The sequence below is a fragment of the Nocardia sp. NPDC052254 genome (assembly GCF_040679495.1).
Classification (GTDB): domain Bacteria; phylum Actinomycetota; class Actinomycetes; order Mycobacteriales; family Mycobacteriaceae; genus Nocardia.
In genome coordinates, this window is the sequence record NZ_JBFAUW010000009.1 from 1 (window position 1) to 16,956 (window position 16,956).

The 16,956-nt window shown below is 68.2% G+C and carries 11 protein-coding genes; 7 read left to right on the forward strand and 4 right to left on the reverse strand.

All coding sequences use genetic code 11. From position 1 onward, the window contains the following. The 5 genes from AB0L57_RS21920 to AB0L57_RS21940 form a co-directional block, all read left to right on the forward strand. A partial coding sequence (locus AB0L57_RS21920) for a non-ribosomal peptide synthetase (protein WP_364965108.1) occupies window positions 1-1,608 on the forward strand: 1,608 nt, incomplete at its 5' end. Continuing rightward, window positions 1,605-7,142 (forward strand): amino acid adenylation domain-containing protein, encoded by a 5,538-nt coding sequence (locus AB0L57_RS21925; RefSeq protein ID WP_364965110.1) that lies wholly within the window; start codon window positions 1,605-1,607, stop codon window positions 7,140-7,142. The genes AB0L57_RS21920 and AB0L57_RS21925, both read left to right, overlap by 4 nt. Continuing rightward, window positions 7,139-8,272 carry a saccharopine dehydrogenase NADP-binding domain-containing protein gene (locus AB0L57_RS21930; RefSeq protein ID WP_364965112.1) on the forward strand — a complete coding sequence of 378 codons (1,134 nt, stop codon included), beginning with the start codon at window positions 7,139-7,141 and terminating at the stop codon, window positions 8,270-8,272. The genes AB0L57_RS21925 and AB0L57_RS21930 overlap by 4 nt, the downstream gene beginning before the upstream one ends. Further along, entirely contained in the window at window positions 8,269-9,432 is a 1,164-nt protein-coding gene (locus AB0L57_RS21935) for a Gfo/Idh/MocA family oxidoreductase (protein ID WP_364965115.1), read from the forward strand. Before AB0L57_RS21930 ends, AB0L57_RS21935 begins: the two co-directional genes overlap by 4 nt. Next, window positions 9,429-10,715 carry a cytochrome P450 gene (locus AB0L57_RS21940; protein WP_364965118.1) on the forward strand — a complete coding sequence of 429 codons (1,287 nt, stop codon included), beginning with the start codon at window positions 9,429-9,431 and terminating at the stop codon, window positions 10,713-10,715. Before AB0L57_RS21935 ends, AB0L57_RS21940 begins: the two co-directional genes overlap by 4 nt. 51 nt (window positions 10,716-10,766) lie before the next feature. Here the strand turns inward: AB0L57_RS21940 and AB0L57_RS21945 are convergent, their stop codons facing one another. The 3 genes from AB0L57_RS21945 to AB0L57_RS21955 all read right to left on the reverse strand — a co-directional run bounded on the left by AB0L57_RS21945 (window position 10,767) and on the right by AB0L57_RS21955 (window position 13,040). Next, window positions 10,767-11,474, reverse strand: coding sequence for a class I SAM-dependent methyltransferase (locus AB0L57_RS21945; protein WP_364965121.1), 708 nt, complete (start codon window positions 11,472-11,474; stop codon window positions 10,767-10,769). Between the two features lie 209 nt (window positions 11,475-11,683). Beyond that, window positions 11,684-12,118 (reverse strand): transcriptional repressor, encoded by a 435-nt coding sequence (locus AB0L57_RS21950; RefSeq protein ID WP_364965124.1) that lies wholly within the window; start codon window positions 12,116-12,118, stop codon window positions 11,684-11,686. A 238-nt stretch (window positions 12,119-12,356) separates the two neighbouring features. Next, window positions 12,357-13,040 carry a TetR/AcrR family transcriptional regulator gene (locus tag AB0L57_RS21955; protein WP_364965125.1) on the reverse strand — a complete coding sequence of 228 codons (684 nt, stop codon included), beginning with the start codon at window positions 13,038-13,040 and terminating at the stop codon, window positions 12,357-12,359. Window positions 13,041-13,133: 93 nt separating this feature from the next. On the opposite strand from AB0L57_RS21955, the gene AB0L57_RS21960 reads away from it, so the two are divergent. Next, window positions 13,134-14,573, forward strand: coding sequence for an MFS transporter (locus tag AB0L57_RS21960; protein ID WP_364965127.1), 1,440 nt, complete (start codon window positions 13,134-13,136; stop codon window positions 14,571-14,573). A gap of 181 nt (window positions 14,574-14,754) precedes the next feature. Here AB0L57_RS21960 and AB0L57_RS21965 read toward each other — a convergent pair whose 3' ends face one another. Beyond that, complete coding sequence (locus AB0L57_RS21965) at window positions 14,755-15,531, reverse strand: SDR family oxidoreductase (protein ID WP_364965129.1); 777 nt, start codon at window positions 15,529-15,531, stop codon at window positions 14,755-14,757. 285 nt (window positions 15,532-15,816) lie between these two features. Here AB0L57_RS21965 and AB0L57_RS21970 point away from each other — a divergent pair, with 285 nt between their 5' ends. Further along, complete coding sequence (locus AB0L57_RS21970; RefSeq protein ID WP_364965131.1) at window positions 15,817-16,860, forward strand: Gfo/Idh/MocA family oxidoreductase; 1,044 nt, start codon at window positions 15,817-15,819, stop codon at window positions 16,858-16,860. The last annotated feature ends 96 nt before the right edge of the window (window positions 16,861-16,956 follow it).

Genomic DNA, 16,956 nt, shown 5'->3' on the forward strand with positions numbered 1-16,956 from the left:
GCGTATGTGCCGGTGGCTGTGGATCAGCCGCCGCGGCGGCGGGCCGCGATCGTCGAGCAGGCCGGTGCCGCGGTTGTCCTCACCGACGACACCGGCCGATTCCCCGGCCCGCAGGACAGCCAGGCTGGTATCGGGCAGGAACGGGAACCCGATATCGCTGGGGTGCAGGTGATTCCGATCGCGGACGCGCAGACCTGCGCACCTGCCCCGGTACACCGGGGCAGCGGCGCGGACCTCGCCTACATCATCTTCACCTCCGGCTCCACGGGTGTCCCGAAAGGTGTGGAGATCGAGCACGGCCAGGCGGTGAACACACTCGCCGATCTGCAGGATCGTTACGACCTCGGGGCGGATGACCGAGTGCTGGCGGTGGCGGCAGTCGATTTCGATCTGTCGGTGTTCGACCTGTTCGGTGTGCTGGGCGCCGGTGGTGGTGCGGTGATCGTGGCGGACGAGGATCGGCGGGATCCGGCTCGTTGGCTGGCCTTGGTGCGCGAACACGGTGTGACGGTGTGGAATACGGTGCCGGCGATGCTGGACATGCTGCTCACGGTCGCCGAGACCGGAGGCGATCCGGCCCGATCGTTGCGGCTGGTGCTGGTGTCCGGGGACTGGGTCGGCCTGGACCTCCCGGGGCGCCTGACGGCACTGTCGGAGCACTGCCGATTCATCGCGCTCGGCGGTGCTACCGAGGCATCGATCTGGTCGAACTTCTTCGAGGTCGAGTCGGTGGATCCGCGGTGGACTTCCATTCCCTACGGTCGGCCGCTGCGCAACCAGCAGTTTCGTGTCGTCGATGAGAATGGCCGGGATCGTCCCGATTGGGTTCCGGGTGAGCTGTTGATCGGCGGAGCCGGGGTCGCCCGCGGTTATCGGGGCGCCCCCGACCTCACTGCCGCGTCGTTCTTCGAGGACGGTGGTATCCGCTGGTATCGGACCGGAGATCTGGGCCGGTACCGGTCCGACGGGGTTCTCGAATTCCTCGGCCGGGCCGATCGTCAGGTCAAGATCCGCGGGCACCGGGTCGAACTCGGTGAGATCGAGCAAGCCATCACCGCCCACCCGGAGATCCGCCGGGCGATGGCGCTCGCGATCGGGGACCGTCCCCGGACGCGACTGGTCGCCTTCATCGAACCATCGGCTCCGGCCGGTCCGGAATCGGAACGCACCGGCCCCACGGTGCTCCCCGACGATCTGCGCGCCTTCCTGGCCGACCGTATCCCCGCCGCCTGGATGCCCGAATTGATTCCGGTGGATGACCTCCCGCTGACCGGCAACGGAAAAATCGACCGCGCCGCCCTGCTGCGACGAGCTGAATCAGCCTCCGCCACAAACATTTCCGACCCGGACGAGCCGGTCCGAGCAGGCCTGGAAACCCGGATCGCACGGGTCTGGTCCGAGACCCTCGGCGCCGCGCCTGCCGATCGGCACCTGAGCTTCTTCGGTGCGGGCGGCGACTCACTGTCGGCGACCCGCCTGGTGAGCCGCCTCGACCGGGAACTCGGAATCACCGTCACCCTGCGCGAATTCTTCACCACCCCGACCATCGCCGGACTCGTCCGCAACCAACCGCAAACCAGTATCGATCTCGAAGAAGGTGCTCTGTGAACATCCCCGACCTGGTGACCGATCTCCGACAGCGAGGAGTTCACCTGTGGGCCGACGGCGAGCAGGTGCGGTTCCGTGCCCCACAGGGAGTTGTGACCGCGCAACTCCGGGAGCAGTTGACAGCCCACAAACCCGCGCTCCTGGAGTACCTCGCCCAGGACCAGGCAGCCATCGGCATCTGCGCCGATCCGGCCGCCGCGCACGACGCGTTCCCGCTGACGCCGGTGCAGCAGGCCTACCTGATCGGCCGCGATCCCACCTATCCCCTCGGAGGCGTGGCCTGCACCGGCTACCTCGAAATCTCCTACGACGGTGTCGATCCCGGCAGTGTGGACAAGGCGTGGAACGCCCTGGTGCGACGCCACGACATGCTCCGGGCCACCGTCCGCGCCGACGGTTGTCAGCAGGTCGCCGCGACCGTGCCGCACTACGAGATCTCGGTGACCGATGTCCGGGGCTTCGATGTCACCCAGGTCGATGCCGTGCTCGACCGGCAACGCGACGAACTGCTCGGCCCGGCCGGCGATACGCAGACCTGGCCGTTGTTCGGCCTGCGCACCACCCGCACCGATACCGCCTGCGTGCTGCATCTGGTCGTGGAACTGCTGGTGGTCGACGCCGCCAGCCTGCAGCTGCTCCTGGCCGAACTCGACGACCTCGTCCACGCGTCCGGCGACGCCACCGTGCTGAAGCCCGCCCCGGAGATCGGCTTCCGTGATTACGTCCTGGGCGCGCAGCAATGGCGCAACGGCCCGCGCTACCAACGCGATCGCGCCTACTGGCACGAGCGGATCGACACCTTGCCCGCCGCACCGGAGCTGGCCACCGAGCCGACCGGCGACGTCGCCGACGCGAACGCCGACCCCGTTTTCGACCGATTGCAGCACTGGCTGCCCGCCTCCGCACTGGCCGGATTGGCCGGCCGTGCGATCCCGCACGGCCTGACCCCGTCCGGTGCGGTTCTCGCCGCATACGCCGAGGTCATCGGCCGCTGGAGCCGGAAGCGCCAATTCACGATCAACCTGCCGGTGTTCAACCGGCTCCCGGTGCACGACGACATCGATTCGGTGATAGGTGATTTCACGTCGGTCACCCTCCTCGGCATCGATCTGGACGGCCACGACACCTTCGCCGATCGCGCCCGCGCCGTCACGGCCCAGCTGTTCACCGATCTCGACCATCGATCGTTCGACGGCGTGGAGGTGCTCAGCGAACTCACCCGCCGCGCAGGCAATCCGGTACTCATGCCCGTGGTGTTCACCAGCACGCTCGGCAGCCGGGATGACGGCGCCCGCACGAACCGTGGCCGGATTCGACGGGGCCTCACCCGCACCCCGCAGGTGTGGCTCGACTGCCAGGTGACCCCGTACGACGGCGGACTGATGATCGCCTGGGACGTGCGTCGCGGCGCGCTCGCCGGCGATACGGCCGCCGAGGCCTTCGCCGCGTTCGTCGACCTCCTCACCCGATTGGCCGGTGCTCCCGAGGTCTGGGCCGAGCAGTACCCGGTCGCTCTGCCGCCCGAGCAGCGCAGCCGCCGTGACAGCTACAACGACACCGCCGCCAACATGGCGCCGCGTGTGCTGCACCAGCGGATTCTGGATCGCGCCGATACCGATCCGCAAGCTCCGGCAGTCTTTCACCGCGACGAGGTGATCACCTTCGCCGAGCTGCGGCGCCGGGTCGGTGGGTGCGCCGCCGCGCTCCGGGACGCGGGGGTACGGCCCGGTGACCGTGTGGCCATCGTGATGGACAAGGGACCGGAACAGATCGTCGCCGCGGTGGCGGTCGCCGCGATCGGCGCGGCGTATGTGCCGATCGCGATCACCGAGCCGGTGGCCCGCCGGGAGCGGATCATCGACCGTGCCGGGATCGAGGTGGCACTCACCCAGTCCTGGCTGCACGGTGCCGGCGAGATCCCCGCGGAGGTACGGCCGATCGCCGTAGATCTGTTGCCAGGCATCGACACCGTGCCCGGCGTCGCCGACGACCCGGATGCGACGGCCTATGTCATCTACACCTCCGGTTCCACCGGTGAACCGAAGGGTGTCGTCGTCACGCACCGGGCGGCGGCGAACACGATCGACGACATGAACGAGCGGTTCACGCTGACTTCCGGGGATCGGGTGCTCGGCGTCGCGAGCCTGGCGTTCGACCTGTCGGTATGGGACATCTTCGGCGTGCCCGCGGCCGGTGGCGCCGTGGTACTCCCCGAACACGGCCGCGCCGCCGACCCGTCGCATTGGCTGGAACTCGTGCAGCGGCATTCGGTCACGCTGTGGAACAGCGTGCCGGGACAGCTGCAGATGCTGCTGGATGTTGTGGACTCGCTGCCTGATTCGGCTCGACCCGGCGCCGCCGATTCAGCGGCGCCGGCCGAATCGTTACGGCTGGTTCTGCTTTCGGGTGACTGGATTCCGTTGGATCTGCCCGACCGGATACGCGCGAACCGGCCCGGCCCGACCGTGGTCGGGCTGGGGGGCGCCACCGAGGCGGCCATCTGGTCGATCCACCATCCGGTGGGCCGGATCGACCCGCACTGGCGCAGCATCCCCTACGGGGTCCCCTTGCGGAACCAGCGGATTCACGTACTCGACGCCGCGCTGCAGGACTGCCCGGAACACGTCACCGGTGAGATCTACATCGGCGGCGCCGGACTGGCCGAGCGGTATCTGGGCGACGAGGAGCTGACCACGCGGCGGTTCATCCGGCATCCGCGCACCGGCGACCGGCTCTACCGCACCGGCGACCTCGGCCGGTTCCACCCGGACGGGCGGCTCGAATTCCTCGGCCGCGAGGACACCCAGGTCAAGATCCGCGGTCACCGCGTCGAACTCGGCGAAGTCGAATCCGCGCTGCGGCGCCACCCCGCCGTGGCCGACGCCGCAGTGCTGGTCGACGGGCGGGGCCCCGGAGCGCGTCTGCGCGGGTTCGCCGAAATCGCCACCGACACCGGCGGTGACCAGGGCCTCGGCGTGTCGGCCGCGGCCGATGTGCTCACCACCGCGGACAGGGCCGCCGACGCGGCACACGACGAGATCGACGGCGAATCGTTCGTCGCGCTGATGCAGGCGGTCGACGAGATGGCCATGCTGTCCATTGCCGCCCAGCTCCGCGCGAACGGTCTGTTCGAGGACCGCGAGCACGCCTACGACATCGCCGAGATCGCCAGGGCCACCGGAGTTTCCGATCGCCAGCACGGACTGTTGAAACGCTGGCTCACCGCCCTCGCCGACGGCGGCGCGGTGGTGCACGATCCGCGCAGCGATCGCTACCGCGATCTGATCGCCGCGGGCCCGCGCGCGGTCGAGGCGGCATGGCGGCGCATCGACGAGCTCGAGCAGATCGTCGGTTACGGCAGCGAAACCCTGTCCTACATCCGGGCATGCAGCAGCCGACTGGACGACCTGCTGCGCGGCGCGTTGGATGTGCGCGAATTGCTGTTCCCCGCAGGAAAACCCGGTGCTGCCCACGCCGTGTACCGCACCAACCTGGTGGCGCGCAGCTCGCACCGGATCGTGATCGACACCGTGCGCGAGATCGCCCGGCAGGCACCGCACCGGCTCCGGATACTCGAAGTCGGTGCCGGAATCGCCGGTACCAGTACCGATCTGATTCCCGCGCTGGCCGAGTTCGAACCGGACTACCGGTTCACCGACGTGTCGGAGTACTTCCTCGGCGAGGCCCGCACACAGTTCGCGGAATATCCGTGGGTGCGCTACGGCCGCTTCGACATCAATGCCGACGCCACGGACCAGGGACTGCGTCCCAACTCGGCCGATGTCATCCTGTGCGCGAACGTGCTGCACAACTCCGTCGATGCCGACGAGGTGCTGGCGCGGCTGCGTGACCTGCTCGCACCGGGCGGATGGCTGATATTCCTGGAACCCACCCGGCAACACAACTACGCGCTGCTGGTGTCGATGGAATTCGAGTTCTTCAGCGAACTCACCGCGTTCACCGATGTTCGAGCGGGCACCGGCCAGGCATTCTTCACCCGAGATCAGTGGCTGCGCCAGCTCGACACCGCCGGCGCCGACCACGTCCGGGTGCTGCCGGCCGAGGACACCGCGCTGGCCGCCTCGGGGCAGGGCGTCTTTCTCGCCCGTTTCAAGGGCGGTCGCCATACGGTGACCGAACAGCAGCTCATCGACCATACCGCGACGCTGCTGCCCGACCACATGGTGCCGGACGAGATGAACCTGCTGGATGCGCTGCCGCGCACCGCGAACGGGAAACTGGACCGATCGGCGCTGGCCGAGCGCGCCGCCGCGACTCCGGCCGCCGCCGAGCACGCCTCCTATGTCGCGCCCGCCGACGAGATCGAGGAGCGGATCGCGCACTTGTGGCAGGAGATGCTCGGCGTCCCGCAGGTCGGTCGCGACCAGAACTTCTATGCCCTGGGCGGAGATTCACTGCTGCTGTCACAGATGGTCGGCAAACTGCGGGAGCGAGTTCCCGAGGTGGCCGACATCGAATGGCAGGAACTGCTGCGTGACATGCTGCGCAACCCCACCGTCGCCGCTCTCGCGGCCCGCCGCCACCGTGGGCAGGCCCCCGCGGCACCGGCGGATCGGCGCAGCGCGGTGCGCTCGCTCGGCGGTGCGGCCGGACACGACACCGGCACGTGGGTGCTGGTGCACGGCGGTACCGGAACGTTGTCGCCCTACGACGCGCTGCTTCCGCATCTGCGGGAGGCGCATCCCGGTGCCCTGCTCGGTCTCGAAGTCGTCGATCCGGACCGGTATCTGGCGTTCCCGGCCGAAACCGTGATCACCAGGCAGGCAGCGGATTACGCGCGGGAGTTGCTCGAACGCGACAGCCGCTTCCGAATCATCGGATACTCGGTCGGCGGCCTGCTCGCCGCGGAGATCGCGCGCCACCTCACCGAGGCCGGTGCGACGGTGGACGAGCTCACCGTCATCGGGTCGTATCAACCGCCCGCGGTGCACGACGAGCTGCTGACCGAGTACGTGTTCGCCCAGTCCATCGGCGTCGACCCGGCCATGATCGGATTCCCCGCCGACACCGACGCATTCGACAACGCACTGCGCTCGATCCTCGACCGCACCCCGGGCCGAATCCCCGCTGGTGCGCTGATCGGGCTCAGCGGTGAGTGGGCACCGCTGGCGGCGCGGGCGCGGGAGCTGTCGACCGTTGCGCGCGCGGAACGTCTCGCCGCACTGCACGCCGCTGCGACCTCGGGCACCGGACCGTACCGGGCGGGTGGACTCGCACTCGACGAGTTCCACCGGCAGTTCGAGGTTTTCGCGCACAACCTGCGGGCCATGGGCGCACACCGGGCCGAGCCCTACTTCGGTCCCCTGCGGGTCCTGAGCAATGGTGGTGCCGCCACACTGATGGGCACGCGTGCGGAGGTGGAGCGGTTCTGGTCGGGTGTCGGGCTCGGTGACCTCGTCATCGACGACATTGCCGGTGATCACCTCACCAGCATGTCCGCGACCCACGCGGCCGCGCTGGCCGCGCGTATCACCGCGCCACTCGCGGACGCCGGCAGCGAGCGACGATCGTGACCGGCTCGCGAGGACCGGTGGCCGTACTCGGCGGCACCGGGGTGGTCGGGCGGGCGGCGGTGCGGATGCTCACCCGGCTCGGTATCGACGACCTGCGGATCGGGGCACGTGAGGTGACCCGGATCGGGCCGGCGGCACTGCCACCCGGTGTCGAACGGTGCCGGGTGGATGTCCGCGACGCGGACTCACTGGCGCGGTTCTGCGCGGGCACCAGGCTGGTGCTCAACTGTGCGGGTCCGTCCTATCTGCTGCTGGATCGGGTCGCGCGCGCCGCGTTGGCGGCCGGCAGCGACTATGTCGATGTCTCCGGGGACGGTCCCACCCACCAACTGCTCGAAGGCTCGCCGCTGCTGGGCACCGAGCGGGTCGCGGTGCTGTCGGCGGGCATGCTGCCGGGGCTGGCCAATATCGTTCCCCGCGTACTGGCCGACGACCTCACCGGGGCCAGGCTCGTCGTCTACGCGGGGGGCATCGAGGCGTTCGCGCCGGCGTCGGCGGGAGATCTCGCGCTGTCGCTGGACAGCTCGGACGCCGAGGACGGCCACTGGTACGGCGAAACTCTCGCCGCGTGGACGGGCGGCCGCCGTCGACGCAATGCCCTTCCGGCACGCGAAGACGTCGAAGTGGCCGGATTTCCCGGCCGCGTCACCACGATGCCGTTTCTGACAGCCGATGCCGAACGGCTGGCCAGGTCGGCCGGACTCGCGGATCTGCACTGGCACAACGTGTTCGTGGGCAACGCGTTGCGGCTCACCCTCACTCGGCTGCGCGGCCGGGTGCGCCGCGACGCGGCGGCCCTGGCCGCGATCGCCGAACAGATCAGCGCGGCAGCCGAACTCGATATGGCGGGGCTGGACCCCTTCTATCTGATGGCGTTCACGGTGCACCGGCCGGACCGCGTCGACACCGCGGTGCTGCGCACTCCGAGCAGTTTCGCACTCACCGCCGCGACTGCCGCGTTCGCCGTCCGAGCGGTGCTGTCCGGTGCGGTCGCCGCAGGTCTGCATCACGCCGACGAGGTCCTCGATCCCCGGGGTCTGCTCGACACGGTGGCCGAGCTCGGGGCACTGCCGGTGTGTGAGACCCACCATCACGCCCACGACGAACCGCTCGAGACAGGCAGTCTGTGAACCAATCACCACCGGCGCACAACGCCGATCGACCATCGTCACCGGCGGTACCGAAGGTTGTCGTATGCGGCACGTCCTTCGGCCGGGTATACCTGCGAGCCGTGCACGAAGACCCGGACCTCGAGCTCGCGGGCGTCGTTTCGCGCGGCAGCGCCACCTCCCTGGAGCACGCGAAAACCTATGGGGTACCGCACTATGTCGGCGTCGACGAACTGCCCGGTGATATCGACATCGCCTGTGTCGCCGTGCGTGCCGGCGCCGCCGGCGGTGACGGCGCGAAGGTGTCGCAGAGCCTGATGAACCGCGGTATCCATGTGCTGCAGGAGCATCTGCTGCATCCCCACGAGCTCACCGACTGTCTGGTGAGCGCGCGCCGGCACGGAGTTCGGTACCGGCTCAATTCGTTCTATCCGCACTTGCGGCCGATACAGCTGTTCCTGCGGGCGGCCGAAATTCTCCGGGAGCGGCAACGCCCGCTGCATGTGGATGCCGCGGCCGGTAGCCAGGTGGTCTACTCACTGCTCGACATCATCGGCCGAGCTGTCGGCCGGCTGCGGCCGTGGACGATCAGCGAGCCCGCACCGGTGCCACCGGAGCTGATCGCATTGGCGGATTCGCCGATGCCCTACACCAATCTGACCGCGGTGATCGGCGGGGTGCCGGTGTCGTTGCGGGTGCAGAACCAGATCCATCCCGCCGACCCCGACAATCACGCACTGCTGTTGCATCGGGTGGCGATCGCGTTCGAAGGGGGAGTGTTGTCGCTGGCCGACACCCATGGTCCGGTGCTGTGGAGTCCACGGCTGCACACCGACCGGGACGAGACCGGGCGATTGCTCATGGCCGGACCCGGGACCGAGCGACTGCAGGTGCCGAGCACCGAGATATTGAATCCGGTATCCGTCCCGACGTTCCGGACGGTCTTCGACGAGCTCTGGCCGCACAGTATCCGGGTCGCCCTCGCGCAGCTGCGGGCCGATATCGCCGACCCGAGCCGATCCATCGGCGCCGGGCAGTGGGCGACCACCGTCACCGCCATCTGGCAACGACTCACGACCGTCCTCGGCGAGCCCGAGCTGATCCGGCCCGCGGCGCCCACACCGGTGCCATTGGCCGAATTGGTCACCGCCCAGGCATCATTCGCGGGTGGTCGCACGTGACCGCACCGGATCCGTCCCGCGCTCTGTCGGATCTGCGGGCATTCTCCTCGGATCCGCTTGCCACGATGCAGCGGCTGTACCGGGAGAATGGAACACTCTCCCAGCTCGGCGCGGAACCGATGCGATTCTGGCTCACCCTCGGCACCGAGGCGTGTGAATTCATCCTCGCGAACAGTCACCGGTTCAGCTGGGAACAAGCCTTCACCGCACTGGCGCCGCTGACCGGATCCGCCGCGCTACTGGTCAACGACGGTGTACGTCATCGACATCTGCGCCGGCTGGTCGCACCGGCCTTCACCGTGCGGCGGGTGAGCGATCACCGCGACACGGTCGTCCGCCACATCGAGGCCGCCGTGGCGGGCTGGGCCACGGATGACGTTGTCGAGGTTCATGTTCCGTTGCGCCGGGCGATGCGCCTGGCCACGGTGGAGAGCCTGTTCGGCGAAGCGGCCATGCGACGTTCCGAAGGTCTCGACGACTGGCTGCACGACATCCACCGTGCCATCGACACCGATGTGCTCGGCGGCAGCCTCGAACGCGGTGCGGGTTCGGCCGTCTGGCGCCGGGCGCTGCTCGCGCGTTCGTCGGTACACCGTTGGGTGGTCGCGGAGATCGAGCAGCGCGCCCGGCAGGCCGATCCCGGCCGCGATGTGCTGGGCACGCTGCTGCGCGGTGTCGACGGAACCCGTCTCACCGACGACGAAATCACCGATCAATTGATCAGTTTGCTCGAAGCGGGAGCCGAAACGACCGCGGCCCAACTGTCCTGGATGCTCTATTGCGTGCTGCGCGAACCCGGGCTGTGGGCGGATGTGCGTGCCGCGGCCGGCGGCCCGGCGGCCACGACCGCGGTGGGCCTGGACCATATCGTGTCCGAGACCATGCGGCTGTACCCCGCGACAGCGATCGTCTCGCGCAAGGTCGCCACCGAGTTCGACTTGGCGGGGCGGCGGTTCCGGCCCGGAGATCTGTTGATCTTCAGTCCGTTTCACACCCATCGCCTGCCCTCGGTGTGGCGGGATCCGGAACGGTTCGATCCGAGCAGATGGGTGCCCGGTTCCGAGCGATACCACCGTCCGGCACCATACGAGTTCCTGCCGTTCGGCCTCGGCCCGCACCGCTGCATCGGCGCCACCTTCGCCACCATGGCGGTCACGGCGGCCTGCGCTGCGCTCGCGCGGCGCGTCGACATCGAATTGCTGACGACGAACGTGCGTCCCAAGGGGCTGATCGGAATGCACCCCGAGGGCGGAATCACCGTGCGCGTCGAAGAAAAACACTGAGAACCGCGCGGATGCGCACGCGTTCGGGGCCGCGTGCGCATCCGCCCGATATCAGCGTGCTCGCAGCACTCCGGTCTGTGCGGTGAGCTGTTCGCCCGCCCATCCGGTTTCCCCGGCCAGATCATCGATGCCGAAGGTGTGCCACTCGCTGCGGTTGCGGACCACCCGGGTGGGTGCGGCCGCGCCACTGATCGTCCAGGTGGAGGTCATCCGGATCAGATCGCCGCCGATCGGCTCCGCCTCGAGCATGCCCTCGTAGACGAGATCGCCGATCTGCTCGCGTGCCAGCGGCATCGCCGGCAGCGCCGTGGGGCGGGTGACCGGCAGCAGCTCCACCAGCACCGGTGCGCCGGGCGCAAGCCGGGGCAGAACTCGATCCCACAGTGCCCGGCGGTCTGCCGCGGCGATATGGCCGAGCACACCGAACAGGATCAACGCCGAGATCGAATCGGGCAGCACGACCGCGTCGGCCGATTCCGGCACGATTGTGACCCGGCGGCGCAGATCCTCATCGGCGATCACATCGTGAGTCAGGACCGCCCGCATCGCCGGTGCCGGTTCGCAGGCGAGGATCTTCGCCGACGGGAGAACCTCGGCGACGATACGGCAGGTACGTCCGGTGCCCGCTCCGATGTCCACCACGGGGCCCGCACTCGGTTCGACCTGCGCCAGGACTTTTCGCAGGGCGGCCTCACCCTCGGCGTGGGCGCGGGGAACCAGGTCGTAGAACTCGGCAACCGGTGAGTAGAAGTCGTCCATGCACGTTTCTCCAGTTTCGTCACATCACAGCCGTACGGCCCTTATTGAAAAACATTATCATTAAGGTCATGTGGCTCGGCGGCGATGGAAGGAGGCGTGGTCGTCTGCCTCGGATGTGGGCGCGTCGCCCGGCTCCGGGGCCTCGTGGTGACCACGGGTCGGCCGTAATCCGATGATGGGCAGCTGGATTCGTGTGGCGATGTCGTTTGTCAGCGGGTGTGTTCGTGCTGTGCCGTCATGCATCGGGTGCACACGCCGCTGAGTTCGAGTCTGTGCGTGATGGCGCTGAATCCGGTGGCTTGAGGTAGTTGGTCGACCCAGCCTTCTATGGCCTCGGCGTCCAGGGCGGTGGTTGCCCCGCATCCCCGGCAGACCAGGTGATATCCGTGGCGTGGGGAGCGTCGCAAGCGGTATCGGCGCTCACCGGTTTCCTGGCGGACGATGTCCAAACGCTGGGCCCGTCCCAGTTCGGCGAAGGTTCGGTACACGGTGGATTTGCCGATGCGGTGTCCGTCGCGACGTAGCTGTGAGTGCAATTCCTGTGCGGTGATGAACCCTTGCTGGGTGGAGAGTCTGGACGTGATCAACTCACGCTGTCGCGTCCAGCGGAGCCCTTCAGGTGTTGTCGCCTGCTCTCCGATCATGGTCACAGTTGACCATGGATGAAAATGATTTTCAACAATTGGTTTGCCGGTCCGCGAGGGTTCGACGCCCGGTGTCCCAAGTGCGGTCTCATCGTGAAATGCGTTGGTATAGAAGGCGATTCCTGGGTGCTGCCTCCGAATGCCGGGCGTTGTCCGAGTCCTCGGTGCGCGGAATGCGCTGCGGGGCAGTGAGATTTCTGGTGTGGTTCGGGTGCGTGCGTCCGGATCCGCTTCGCCGTCATATGTTTTCGACTCCGATGGGCAATAGTCCGTCGAGCATGTCGCGGGTGGCGGTGGTGGTGTCGTGGCGTGCGATGGAGCGCGACCACTGCGGAAGCACTCGCACGACGTTGGGGAAGTCGGCCAGCATCTCCGCGGTGGCGGTGTCCGTCCAATGTCGTGGCGGCCGGCCGGCCGCCACGGTTGCTCGCGCGCGCTCGTCGGCGGCGCGGCGAGTCATGAGCTCGCCGAGAACGAATCGCCACATGACGCCGTAGACGTATATCGCCTTCTCGTCATCGGCGCCGAGTTCGTGTGCCGCCTGGACGAATTCGTCGAGAATCCACATCGCCGCGCGGCCGAAGGTCTCGCCGGTGACCAGGATGTCGAGTACCCACGGCAGCTGATGCAGGGTGTCGATGAGGTAGACCACGACCGCGACGAGGCGCTCTCGCGGGTCGCTCGGCAGCGGTGGCCGGTCCAGTTCGTCGGCACGGGCGCTGAGTACGGCGAAGAACAACTCACTTCTGGTGGGGAAGTGATGGTAGACCGCGGCGGTGCTCACGCCGAGCTCACGGGCGAGTCCTCGCATGCTGAAACCGGCGACTCCCGCGGTGGCGAGCAGCCGAGCCGTCGTCGACACGACGGCTTCCCGGTCCAGCAGGATCGGACGGCCACGTTTGCGGCCCGCGGTGAGCGACATGGCGCTCCCTTCTTTGGAATCGAAGGTCTCGACAACATGGTCAGGGCATGCTTACCCTAATAAAAATACGCGTCATTTAATAATGGAGGTACGGTGCCCGCACGCGCAAACGGACACCCGAAGGCTGTCCTCGGAGTGGTCTTCCTGGTGATGTTCCTGGTGTCATTGGACCTGTCGATCGTCAACGTCGCCTTGCCCGACATCGATCGCGCGCTGGATTTCGGCCCCTCGGGACTGAGCTGGGTGATCAACGCGTTCACACTGCCCTACGCCGGCCTGATGCTGCTCGGAGGCAGGCTCGCGGATCTGACCGGTCGCCGGCGATTGCTGCTGGTCGGTTTGTCGGTATTCGCCGTGGCCAGTGCCTGTGGAGGCGCTGCGCAGGAAGGCTGGCAGTTGATCGCGGCCCGGGCGGTGCAGGGCGTCGCGGCGGCGGTGCTGTCACCGATGTCGTTGGCATTGGTGACTTCCGAGTTTCCCGAGGGTCCCGCACGTTCGAAGGCCATGGCGGTGTGGGGTGGCGCCGGTGCCGCGGGTGGCGCGTTCGGTGTCGTGATGAGCGGGCTGCTGACCGACAATCTGAGCTGGCGCTGGGTGATGTGGGTCAACCTCGTCTTCGTCGGCGTCGCGGTCGCCGCGGTGCTGCGCGGCATCGACAATGCCGCCGTGGTGCGCCGCGGTCCGATCGATGTGCTCGGCGCCGTGTCGGTGACGATCGGGATGACGGCGCTGGTCGCTGCGATCATCTCCACCGATACACACGCGTGGGGCTCGGCCACCGTGCTGGGCTGGTTCGCCGCCGGAGTCGTGGCACTCGCGGTGTTCGGCTGGGCCGAACTGCATGCCACCGATCCGCTGGTGCCGTTGGGGTTTCTGCGTCGGCGGTCGCTGATCGGTGCGACGGTGTTCGGGTTCATGCTCGTCTCGGCCCAGATCGCCAGCTTCTACTTCGTCTCCCAGTTCCTGCAGCGCGTCCTGGCCTACAGTTCGACCGTCACCGGCCTGTCCTTCCTGCCGTTCTGCGTGGGTGTGGTCATCGGTCTGCGTGCCGCGCAGAGCACGATCGGCCGGATCGGGTCGCGGCAGGTGGTCGTGGCGGGCGGATTGCTGGGCGCCCTCGGATTGCTGTGGTTCGGGCAGGCCACCACCGAGAGCGGATTCGTGACCGCCGTGCTCGGCCCGTCGCTGGTCTGCAGCATCGGTATCGGCGCCGCGATGGTGGCTACCGGGGTCGCCGGGGTCGCCGGGGTCGGGGCCGAACAGGCGGGCTTGGCATCGGGCATCCTCAACAGCTCACGTCAGCTCGGTGGATCGCTCGGACTGGCGATTCTGGTGACGATCGCGGGCAACATCATCGGAGACTCCAGTGCCCCAACCGATCTGGCTCACGGCTACACCACTGCGCTCACCATCGCCGCCGGACTGCTGGCCGTGGGTTCGCTGGCCGCCGCGGTGATCCTTCCCCGTCGTGACGCAGCGACGAAGCCGACGAGTGAACCCGACGCGGCGGAAGTGGCCGGTATCGCCGAATAGCGTGCGAACGCGCCGGGAGCGAACGGGCTCACCGTACGCTCGTGGGCATGGGCGGGGACCTGTCGATGCTGATCGCCACCATCGGCCCGTTGGCACTCACCCGTCGCCCACCGCGTTGCGGTCACTCGCGAGCCGGGCGGAGCGGACACAGCCGGTCAGGTCCGGATACCGGCGGATCCGGCTATGTGCTCCGGCTGGACAGTTGGTTCCCACTCTGATTTCGGTAGACCGCGGTGCGGCCGCCGTCGACGGCGATGGTCGTTCCGTTGATGTGGCGGGCGCGGTCGGAGGCGAGGAAGACGATCACCTCGGCGATGTCGGCGGGGGCCGCGAGCCGATCCAGCGGGCCGCCCGCGTCCATCCGATCTGCTGTCTCCTCGCCGATCGAGGCCAGCACCATCTCGGTGCGAGTCGGGCCGGGTGCGACCGCGTTCACGCGGACTCCCGCCGGGCCGAATTCGGCGGCCCAGGTGCGCGTCAGTGCTTCCAGCGCCGATTTGGTGGCGCTGTAGGCGGATACACCGGGCATGCCGATCCGGGCTCCCATGGTGCCGATGTTGACGATGCTGCCACGGCCCTTGGCGATCATCGCGGGAACGAGAGCCGCGGTGAGGAAATACGGTGCTCGGATATTGGTCGCGAGCGCGATGTCGAAGGACTTCATATCCTGGACCGTTGTCAGGCCCGTGGGCAGGAAGGCGGCGTTGTTCACCAGGATGTCGACCTCGCCGGCATCGCCGGCCAAACCCCGCAGCGACTCCGGGTCGGTGAGGTCGGCGGCGATGAAGCGGGCGTCGGCGCCGGTTCCGGAAATGGCTCGCGCTGCGGCTTTCCCGCGTTCGAGGTCGCGTCCGGTGATGATCACTCGTGCGCCTGCCGCTGCCATGAGTTCGGCGGTAGCGCGCCCGATGCCACTTGTCGAGCCGGTAATCAGAGCGATCGTGCCGTCGAGTTCCATGCCATGCCTTTTCTGAGCTCAGCCACGGCGCGCGGTCCGCTCCCGTGAGTGTTCGCTACATAGTGGCTCAGCCGAGGGCGCATCGCATCCGGTACGGATCGCACGATCGCTGGACTACCATTTCGACTCGTCGGCCGAGACCGTCCGGCTGCCAAACGAACGGCGGACATTCATCGCCGTCGGCACCGGCACGTCTCGTGCCGACGATGCGGTCCCCGCCGATCGATGACCGAACATCCGCGTGGAGAATGATCCGACAGCCCGTGATCCGAGGGAGCTATCGAGATGTCGCAGCTCAGAGTCGCCGTGGTGGGGTACGGACTGGCCGGGGCGGTGATTCACGCGCCGCTGATCGCCGCCGACCCCGGTATGACGGTCGCGGTGGTCGTGACCTCGTCGGCCGAACGCGCCGAGCACGCGCGCCGGGAACACTCCGGGGTGCGGGTTCTCGAGACGCCGGTCGAGTTGTTCGCCGATCCGTCCGATATCGACCTGGTGGTCGTTGCCACGCCGAATCGCACCCATGGTCCGCTGGCATTGCAGGCGATCGAGTGCGGATTACCGGTGGTGGTCGACAAACCGTTCACCGTCACCGCGGGCGAGGCCGAGCAGGTGGTCGCCGCGGCCGCCAGTGCTGGGGTGGCGCTGTCGGTATTCCAGAATCGGCGCTGGGACAGCGACTTTCGCACCATCCGGAAGCTGATCTCCGAGGGCAGCTTGGGCGAGGTGCACCGATTCGAGTCGCGCTTCGAACGCTGGCGGCCGGTGCCCAAGGGAGGCTGGCGTGAACTCGGAAGCACGGCCGAGGGCGCCGGCACTCTCTACGATCTCGGCAGCCACCTGATCGACCAGGCAACGACACTGTTCGGCCCGGTCACCGACGTGTACTGCGAATTGGATCGCCGACGCGGCGGTGTGCAGGCCGACGATGACGCCTTCCTCGCGCTCACCCATACCAACGGAGTCCGCTCCCACCTGTGGATGAGTGCCGTGGCCGCACAGCTGGGCCCGCGATTCCGTGTTCTCGGCTCCGATGCCGCCTTTGTCACCTACGGCCTCGACCCGCAAGAGGGTGCTCTGCGTGCCGGTCGCCGCCCCGTTGCCGGACAACCCTGGGGCACAGTGGAACCCGCGGACTGGGGCGTGCTCGGATCGGAGGGCGACACCCGGTCGATCCCCAGCGTGCCGGGGGATTGGCGGTTGTTCTACCGCAGGATGGCCGAGGCCATTTCCGGCGGCGGCCCCGTTCCGGTCGATCCCCGGGACGCGGTGCGGACACTGACGATCGTGGAAAGAGCGCACTCGAGCGCTCGGGGTCGCTCGATCTGACCTGATGCCCGCCGGCGACCGACGACGGGCATCCGCGCGGGCACCTTGATGCGCTGTCCGCCGGGAAGACCGCGACCCGAGCGAGTCGCCGGGGCG

What these genes read in the sequence shown, in the direction of transcription:
- AB0L57_RS21950 (WP_364965124.1), bottom strand. Translation starts at nt 12,118, where the DNA reads ATGATCGGAGAGCAGGCGACAACACCTGAAGGGCTCCGCTGGACGCGA.
- AB0L57_RS21970 (WP_364965131.1), top strand. Translation starts at nt 15,817, where the DNA reads ATGTCGCAGCTCAGAGTCGCCGTGGTGGGGTACGGACTGGCCGGGGCG.
- AB0L57_RS21955 (WP_364965125.1), bottom strand. Translation starts at nt 13,040, where the DNA reads ATGTCGCTCACCGCGGGCCGCAAACGTGGCCGTCCGATCCTGCTGGAC.
- AB0L57_RS21945 (WP_364965121.1), bottom strand. Translation starts at nt 11,474, where the DNA reads ATGGACGACTTCTACTCACCGGTTGCCGAGTTCTACGACCTGGTTCCC.
- AB0L57_RS21965 (WP_364965129.1), bottom strand. Translation starts at nt 15,531, where the DNA reads ATGGAACTCGACGGCACGATCGCTCTGATTACCGGCTCGACAAGTGGC.